Genomic DNA, 7,538 nt, shown 5'->3' on the forward strand with positions numbered 1-7,538 from the left:
TCCAGTAATTTTAAGTAAATTTGATTTGTTAATGAGGCTGGTAAGTAGACAGGACCTAAACTGCGGGAATATTTTGGTGCATTTACTAATGATTGATGCCATCAATCAGGAATACTCTGTAAACCGCACCTTTAAGACGATGTTGCAGTGCCTCTTGGTAGGCGGGGCTGGAGTACCACTCTCGAGCTGCTGCTATGTCCGGAAATTGAAGAATGACTGCGCCCTCAATCGGTCCGCCTTCGAGCACCTCCAGTTGGCCGTAGAAGGCCAATGGTGTGAGGTTCCGACCCTGGCGTGCCGCCGGTGCTTTACGGGCATAGAGTTTCAACTCAGCCTCGTCTGTGGTGTGTTCACGTGTGAAGACTACGTAGGCGGACATTGACGTAGTCTCAGGCCAACAGTTTGAGCAGCGAGTGAGCCGTAGCTTCAGAGGAAGCTGGGTTCTGGCCAGTTACGAGCAACCCATCGACTTCGACATGAACGCTCCAGTCAGCACCCTTGGTATAGCGCCCACCATTTGCCTTGAGCATATCCTCTACCAGGAAAGGCACGATTTGAGTTAGACCCACCGCAGCCTCCTCGCTATTGCTGAAACCGGTTACTGTCTTGCCTGCAACCAGAGGTTTGCCATCTACACACTTGACATGGCGCAAAACCGCTGGTGCGTGACAAACCGCTCCGACAGGTTTGCCGGATTGGATTGATTGCTCGATCAGAGAGATAGAAAAGGTGTTCTCCGCAAGATCCCACAGTGGGCCATGGCCGCCAGGGTAGAACACCGCATCAAACTCGGAACTGATCACGTCGCTCAGTTTCTCGGTGTTGGCCAGCGCGTGAGTGGCGACTGAATCGGTCTGAAAGCGACGGGTGGCGTCTGTCTGGAAGTCGGGCTCATTGCTCTTTGGGTCGATGGGTGGTTGACCGCCTTTCGGCGATGCTAGGGTCACTTGCACGCCAGCGTCGATGAAGGCGTAGTAAGGCGCGGCCAGCTCTTCGAGCCAGAAACCGGTCTTCTCGCCAGTGTCACCAAGCTGGTCGTGGGAAGTCAGAACGAGGAGAATCTTCATGTCGTATACCTTGCAGTTGTGCATGCTTGTGGATGTTTTGTAATGCGCTGCCTGTGTGGATAAGCAGTGCTGGAGGTTGGCTTATAGGCTCGCTTCAAGCACACGGCGGCTGACGTCTAAACTGACGTTGTTGTGTTCGCCGAGTGCGGTGAGGTGGTGTGTGTCGAGCTGGTTTATTAGCGCATCTATAGCGTCAGTGCCGAGCTTGTAGGCGGATAAGTGCGTCGGTAAGCCCAGGCTCTCGAAGAACATCCGGGTCTGTTGTATGGCCATGTCAATCCGTTGTTCTTTGTCCCCTTGGCTGATCTGCCAAACCCGCTCGGCGTACTGCAGCAGCTTCGCGCGCTTGGCTTCACGACGAATCTCTAGGTTCGCAGGAAGTACGATGGCCAGGGTCCGTGCGTGATCGATGCCGTACAGCGCGGTGAGCTCATGGCCGATCATGTGGGTGGACCAGTCCTGTGGTACGCCCGCTCCGATCAGGCCATTGAGCGCCAAAGTGGCCGTCCACATGAGGTTGGCACGCGTGCTGTAGTCCGCGGACTCTTTCAGTACAAGGGGGCCAATTTCGATCAGCGTTTGTAAAAGACCTTCGGCAAAACGATCTTGGACGCGCGCATCGATTGGGTAGGTCAGGTACTGCTCAATGACATGCACGAACGCATCGACAACGCCGTTTGCGAGTTGACGGGTGGGGAGGGTTTGGGTTTTGGTGGGATCGAGAATCGAGAATTGTGGAAACATGTAAGCGCTTCGAAACGGCAGCTTGTCTTGTGTCGCCCGGCGAGTAACCACGCCTCCATTGTTCATTTCCGAGCCAGTTGCCGGTAGGGTCAGAACGGTGCCAAATGGCAGCGCTCGTCGAATACTTGCACCCCGCGTTTCCAGAATGTCCCAAGCATCACCCTCGTAGCCAACAGCAGCGGCAACGAACTTGGTGCCATCGATGACCGAACCTCCACCGACAGCCAGGAGAAAATCCAAGCGATGGGTGCGAACCTGATCAACAGCCTTGATTAGCGTTTCATAGCTGGGGTTTGGCTCTATACCCCCGAATTCTTGCACTTCCCGAGAGCCTAATGCGTCACGGACTTCGCGGAGCGTACCGTTTGCACGAGCGCTCTGGCCACCATAGAGCAGCAGGATGCGGGCCGCAGCCGGAACCAGTTCATCCAGGCGGCTGATGGTTTCGTTGCCGAAGACGATTCGCGTAGGGTTGTAGAAGTCAAAATTAAACATTGCTTTAACTCCGATTAAATAGACCAGTCGTATATTTTTTGAGTAAATTTTTTACAATGAAAATTTCATCGGTCGGATACCTGACTGAGTAACAGAGAAGTAGTCTCGAAGGCCGCCTGCAAAGGCATCTGATCACGCGTGACCTTGGTCCTTAGACTGGCTCCGAGCCAAAGTTGGTACAGCATGGTCGCCAAGCCGCGGGTGTCAGTATCGCCCGGCAGAGAACCATCGTTTACAGCGTCACTCACCACATTGGCGAGACGAGTAATTACTCCTTCCATGCCATCCTGGAGCACCATACGCATTGGCTCCGATAGATCACTGACTTCCGCTGCAAGCTTCACTGCCAAGCATTTCCCCTCGGCGGGATAACAGGCTGATTGGGTTTCAATCCAGGTAGCCCAGTAGGCCAGCAAGCGTTGTGCTGCTGATACACTTGGACGGTTCAATAGCGTTTCCAATTGCACCATGTAGTCACTGAAATAGCTCTCCAAGAGCGCCTCGCCAAATGCTTCCTTGGAATTGAAGTAATGATAGAACGAACCTTTTGGCACATTCGCAGATTTAAGGATTTCGCTCAAACCAACAGCTGTGAATCCTCGCCCGGCAATGATGTTTTGAGCCGTGTCGAGGATGTGTTGCCGTACATCGGTGGTGGTCATCGTATTCATGGACGCACCATACCAACAATTAGACCAGTCGTCTACTTTGGGTTTTGAGCAAGCCCTCCGACGAAATCTTGATAATCGCAGTTCGTGAGCCAGCCATCACTTCATTTGATGCGCAGCATTATGTCGGTCCGATGATCGCCGCCGCGTTAGGAAGAAAGATCTACGATACTCGCCGGAGGGGAGCAAATTGCAGCTCTTCTCGAGTCGAGCTGATTTTGCTACAGCATTGCTTAGGCTGGGAACGAGTTTTGACATCCATCGTAAACCAAGCGGCCCGCCAGAGTTTTGGACAACGAGCTGTACGCGTCAAATTTGACGAAAAACATCGCGCTGCCCGTACTATGGCTTGAGCCGGAACGGCTGCTGGGCGGATTATCCGGATCTGTGGGCTAGAACGGTGGGTAATTGCACGGGCTTGCCCAGCCATTTGCATTCGACCTGACCAAGCATTTGCATCGGATTTCACCATCACGTTGCGTGACCATGACCGGCAGAGAGCGACCATGGCTCTGTGAGAATGCCTACGATTGTCTATTCTTCAACCCAATAACTGCATGACAAAATCGTTGTAGCCCTAATGATTCTGCTTTGACTAGAGGGGCTAAATCGAATCGTTTCATGGCACTTAGAATGACTGCTTCTTAGCTGATTGCCTCGGAGCACAGCATGGGTGAGTCGACCCACTGCTGCCGGTTGCGACAGACAGCAATGGGCAAATCCGTCTCGCGCTGCGTCGGCAGCCACCTCGGCACGACTTTGAGGTGGGCATACGGATCATGGCCATTCATGCGCGCTTAGATATCCAGGCAAATTTTGCCGAAATGCTGGTTGGTTTCCTGATACTTGAACGCTTCGACAATCTCGCTCATAGGGAAATGACGATCAATAATCGGGCGCATACCATTAACGTTGATGGCTCGGACCATATCTTGCTGCTGGCTGCGGCTGCCTACCAACACACCCTGCAGGCGCACTTGCTTGATCAATGCCGGTACAAAATTCATTGCACCGCTTACGCCACTCAGTATCCCGATGACGGAGATGTGACCAGCAACCCGAATTGCAATCATCGATTGCTCAAGCGTCGCAGGGCCGCCGACTTCTATGATGTGATCAACACCGCGGCCCCCCGTTAGAGCGCGTGCAGTTTCGCCCCAGTTAAGATCTTTGCGATAATTGATCACATGATCAGCGCCTAGTGCTTTCAGACGTTCAAGTTTTTCGTCGCTTGAAGAGGTAGCAATGACGGTAGCGCCGGCCATTTTAGCGAACTGCAGGGCAAAAATTGAAACGCCACCAGTGCCTTGAACGAGCACGGTATCGCCCGGCTTGAGTGAGTCATCGGCCATCAGAGCGCGCCATGCAGTAAGGCCGGCAGTGGTGAGCGTCGACGCTTCAGCGTGGCTGTATCCGGTCGGCGCGAGGGTGAACGATGTGGCTTGGGCAGTCACTTGCTCACGAGCGTAGCCGTCAATTCCATCACCTGGCACGCTAACAAAGCCTTCAACTAGTGGCGCGCCGCTGATCCACTCCGGGAAGAAGGTACTGACGACCGAGTCACCCACCTTGAATTCAGTGACATCTGGGCCGACAGCAATGACTTCACCTGCACCATCGGCCATGGGGATGCGTTTTTCGCTAGGGCCCCACATACCGCTGACCACCGCGAAGTCGTGGTAGTTAAGCGAGTTGGCGTGCAGGCGCACGGTGATTTCGCCGTGGGCTGCGGCTCGGGCTTCGCTGCTGCCAACCACAACCTTTTCATAGCCGCCACCGGGTTGGACGAAGATTGTTTTGTTGCTCATCGGGGTTTCCTTGTGTTTTCTAATTACGCGAAATAACGAAATGAAAGGTTAAAAATTACAAATCGATGGTCAGCCTAGCCGCAAAGTCATCAATCGCCACCTCGTTGCGTCGATAGTAAGTCCATTTTCCGATGCGGGTGGTTAGCACGAAGCCTGCACGTTGCAAGATAGCTAAGTGTGCAGACGCGGTAGAAGGTGAAAGCCCTGCCTTGTGCTGCAAATGGGTTACGCACACCCCTATGGCAGGATCGCCATGATCCTGAGGTGGGAAATTACTGAGTGGGTCTTTGAGCCACTCCATCATTTGCATGCGAGTGTCATTCCCCAGGGCTTTGAGCTGTTCGAGTATCATGGCGGGCAATGTTACGGATTTTTACAAAATGTTCAATAAGTAATCTATTGCCCGGCGCAAGGGTTTGAAGTCAAAAAAAACGCATCCAGTTCAGTTTGCAAAACGACTGAAACGCTATTGGCGAAGGATTGTGAGCCGAGTTAGGTGGCCGATGCATACAGGGCAACTGGAAGGGATAAACAATCGAATTAAAGTCATCAAGCGCATGGCGTATGGCTACCGGTACAGCGAGTTCTTTTTCATGAAGATCAAGAGCGTCTTTCCCGGTAATCCGTAAAGAACCAAAAAAAAGCCCGGCCAACAGAAGCTGGCCAGGCGCTTTAATAGTTGAGTAAATGAGTGTTGCTAGGCCGCGAGTTCCAGCACAGCGCTGCAGGGCGCGTTGTTTGATGACAGCGCCATGGCCCAACCAGAGTGAGTACATTTGATACTCAGGCTCTTGGCGAGCCAGCGGGAATAGGCGTTACTTTTTCCAGAGTGCGTACCCTGGGTTCAAACCAATTACGTCCTGCTTTGAGTTATAGCAAAACTCCATGGAGCAGTTACTGGTATCAGAAGCCATCGGTACGTAAACCGGTAGTCGATCACGGTTGACCATGTCACTACCACCGTCTATGGTTAGATCGCAGCTATTGCCTTGCGGATCGCACCATATGTCATAGGTGCCGGTAGCTGTAGCCGTTGCTTTAACTGTGGAGGTCGCAGGTGCTCCTACGACGTTGCCTGCTGGAGCGCCTCCGAATAGAGGTCCCGTACCATTTTTGTATGCCCAATCTTTGCCGTCACCGCCCGGATAAATATAAAAATCTTTGAACGCCACATATTTGACATCGCGACCCGTTATCGATTTTCCTCGATAGTTTCGATCGTTATCAATGCACTTGTCTAAAATGCGTATACAAGTAATGATTTCAAAAGAGGGCTCTTGTTGCATGGTGACTTTGCCATAGGCATCTTTATATTGGACGACAATGTCGTCAGGTCGGGTAGTGTCGGTGCATACGTTGTTGTTCGGGCCAGTGCAACTTATAGAGTCGGGAGTTGAATATTGGCTATATAGATCAACAGCGTATGCAGAGGACGTCATCAAAGTAAGCGCAAATATTTTGTACACGATTTTCATGTGATTCCCTTTTCAGATTTAAAAGCGCATAGAAAAAACAAAAGCAAGATGCATGTATCCCTGCTTTTTCTGGAAAGCCGTAACCACCGTTGACGATCCGTAGGGTGTGTACTCGTTGAGCCACTTGGTGACGAGAGGGACGAGCTAGCTCTGCGAGATGGCAATCACGTGGTTAGTTGCTTGCATTCGATCCAATCAAAAAATTGTGTAAGGGTTTTTTCGAATTTTAGCTGTATATGCTCAATCGAGTATAGTGCTTTTGCGCTTCCGAAGGCTTCATCGTTGCTTTTGCGAGCAACAGAAATGAACTCAAAGCAAGCCTTCGGGATGGCAGTGAAAATCCTGAGGAGCAGACATGGTATTGCCCAAGAGCAGCTTGCTCCGAGCCAGAGCTACGTCAGCGATGTTGAACGAGGCTTGAAAAGCCCTTCCGTAGAAAAATTAATTGAGCTTTCTGCCCATCTTGGAGTTCATCCCGCAACTGTGCTTATCAAAAGCCAGTTGCTCCAGGATCCGGAAATGTCCAAGGAAATGCTCCTGTCACAAATATCCCAGGAATTGGAAGGTTAGGATAAGCGTGCAGCCGGTTGCCCGCCGCTTTATGCCACCAATAGAAGTGCGGATTTGAGGGCTTTCTGCTTGAGCGCTGCTCCTTGGCCGAACCAAGCGGAGTCGACCCGGTACTCACTGCTCTTGGACCGTCGCTCGTGATCCGTATACTTGGTTACAGCATTGAGTAATCCCCAGGCGGTACCTTGAGCTGATTCTAATGTCGATCCTCGTCCTGACCTTCATGTAGGCTCTGCACCTTGCGTAGCGCCCGTTCATTGGGAAGGACTGGCGGTAGCGGACTATCAGTGCTGGTGTCACGCAGTACGTTCGTGAAGAAGCCCATTGCTTCACGCCACTGAACCTTTCGCTCGGATAAATTTTTCATTTGGTACATGAACTCGTCCCATTGAGAGACAGCAATACCCAACTGCTTTTTCACTGCTTGCGGATCGAAGCGGGTGTTGTGGGGCACCTTGATCGCGCGGGTGGTGCCGTCCAGGGCGATGGTCAGCATGTTATTGCAGACCACCTGTACCATGGTCGGGGTCGCTGTGGTGGCCAGGGTGCCGTCACAGGAGGTGGCAAGCAGCAGGTAGCCGTTTACCTGGTCGTTACCACGGAGCGTCGTGCCTTGCCCAGTACGGGCCAGCGCCCAGAACTTGCGACCGCCTTTGAGCACTCCAGCGGTTTCCAGTTCGTAGCCCGAGACTTCAGTCAGATCCCGGTAGA

At 52.3% G+C, this 7,538-nt stretch carries 8 protein-coding genes and 2 pseudogenes; 2 read left to right on the forward strand and 8 right to left on the reverse strand.

Annotation, left to right across the window (positions count from 1 at the left end; translation table 11 throughout):
- Positions 1 to 85: 85 nt before the first annotated feature.
- The 6 genes from JFT66_RS29090 to JFT66_RS29115 all read right to left on the reverse strand — a co-directional run bounded on the left by JFT66_RS29090 (position 86) and on the right by JFT66_RS29115 (position 5,134).
- On the reverse strand, positions 86 to 379 hold the full coding sequence (locus JFT66_RS29090) for a DUF1330 domain-containing protein (RefSeq protein ID WP_010562395.1): 294 nt from the start codon (positions 377 to 379) through the stop codon (positions 86 to 88).
- Positions 380 to 389: 10 nt separating this feature from the next.
- A complete protein-coding gene (locus JFT66_RS29095; protein WP_038443625.1) occupies positions 390 to 1,067 on the reverse strand; it encodes a type 1 glutamine amidotransferase domain-containing protein in 678 nt (225 codons plus the stop codon).
- Positions 1,068 to 1,148: 81 nt separating this feature from the next.
- Positions 1,149 to 2,306, reverse strand: a complete 1,158-nt coding sequence (locus JFT66_RS29100) for an iron-containing alcohol dehydrogenase (RefSeq protein WP_045061818.1) — start codon at positions 2,304 to 2,306, stop codon at positions 1,149 to 1,151.
- Between the two features lie 65 nt (positions 2,307 to 2,371).
- A complete protein-coding gene (locus JFT66_RS29105; protein WP_032902016.1) occupies positions 2,372 to 2,977 on the reverse strand; it encodes a TetR/AcrR family transcriptional regulator in 606 nt (201 codons plus the stop codon).
- A 794-nt stretch (positions 2,978 to 3,771) separates the two neighbouring features.
- Positions 3,772 to 4,782 carry a zinc-dependent alcohol dehydrogenase family protein gene (locus JFT66_RS29110; RefSeq protein ID WP_032902015.1) on the reverse strand — a complete coding sequence of 337 codons (1,011 nt, stop codon included), beginning with the start codon at positions 4,780 to 4,782 and terminating at the stop codon, positions 3,772 to 3,774.
- 55 nt (positions 4,783 to 4,837) lie between these two features.
- On the reverse strand, positions 4,838 to 5,134 hold the full coding sequence (locus JFT66_RS29115; RefSeq protein WP_038443618.1) for an ArsR/SmtB family transcription factor: 297 nt from the start codon (positions 5,132 to 5,134) through the stop codon (positions 4,838 to 4,840).
- Positions 5,135 to 5,228: 94 nt separating this feature from the next.
- Between JFT66_RS29115 and JFT66_RS29120 the strand changes: the two are divergent.
- Positions 5,229 to 5,411 (forward strand): annotated as a pseudogene (locus tag JFT66_RS29120) (transposase); the annotation flags it as partial.
- A gap of 186 nt (positions 5,412 to 5,597) precedes the next feature.
- Here the strand turns inward: JFT66_RS29120 and JFT66_RS29125 are convergent.
- Positions 5,598 to 6,257, reverse strand: a complete 660-nt coding sequence (locus JFT66_RS29125) for a hypothetical protein (RefSeq protein WP_127882195.1) — start codon at positions 6,255 to 6,257, stop codon at positions 5,598 to 5,600.
- A 303-nt stretch (positions 6,258 to 6,560) separates the two neighbouring features.
- On the opposite strand from JFT66_RS29125, the gene JFT66_RS29130 reads away from it, so the two are divergent.
- Complete coding sequence (locus tag JFT66_RS29130; RefSeq protein ID WP_032902013.1) at positions 6,561 to 6,827, forward strand: helix-turn-helix domain-containing protein; 267 nt, start codon at positions 6,561 to 6,563, stop codon at positions 6,825 to 6,827.
- Positions 6,828 to 6,856: 29 nt separating this feature from the next.
- Here the strand turns inward: JFT66_RS29130 and JFT66_RS29135 are convergent.
- Positions 6,857 to 7,538: pseudogene (locus tag JFT66_RS29135) on the reverse strand (DUF932 domain-containing protein); the annotation flags it as partial.

Source organism: Pseudomonas sp. MF6755 (genome assembly GCF_016405635.1).
GTDB lineage: Bacteria > Pseudomonadota > Gammaproteobacteria > Pseudomonadales > Pseudomonadaceae > Aquipseudomonas > Aquipseudomonas haemolytica.

What these genes read in the sequence shown, in the direction of transcription:
- JFT66_RS29090 (WP_010562395.1), bottom strand. Translation starts at nt 379, where the DNA reads ATGTCCGCCTACGTAGTCTTCACACGTGAACACACCACAGACGAGGCT.
- JFT66_RS29095 (WP_038443625.1), bottom strand. Translation starts at nt 1,067, where the DNA reads ATGAAGATTCTCCTCGTTCTGACTTCCCACGACCAGCTTGGTGACACT.
- JFT66_RS29100 (WP_045061818.1), bottom strand. Translation starts at nt 2,306, where the DNA reads ATGTTTAATTTTGACTTCTACAACCCTACGCGAATCGTCTTCGGCAAC.
- JFT66_RS29105 (WP_032902016.1), bottom strand. Translation starts at nt 2,977, where the DNA reads ATGAATACGATGACCACCACCGATGTACGGCAACACATCCTCGACACG.
- JFT66_RS29110 (WP_032902015.1), bottom strand. Translation starts at nt 4,782, where the DNA reads ATGAGCAACAAAACAATCTTCGTCCAACCCGGTGGCGGCTATGAAAAG.
- JFT66_RS29115 (WP_038443618.1), bottom strand. Translation starts at nt 5,134, where the DNA reads ATGATACTCGAACAGCTCAAAGCCCTGGGGAATGACACTCGCATGCAA.
- JFT66_RS29125 (WP_127882195.1), bottom strand. Translation starts at nt 6,257, where the DNA reads ATGAAAATCGTGTACAAAATATTTGCGCTTACTTTGATGACGTCCTCT.
- JFT66_RS29130 (WP_032902013.1), top strand. Translation starts at nt 6,561, where the DNA reads ATGAACTCAAAGCAAGCCTTCGGGATGGCAGTGAAAATCCTGAGGAGC.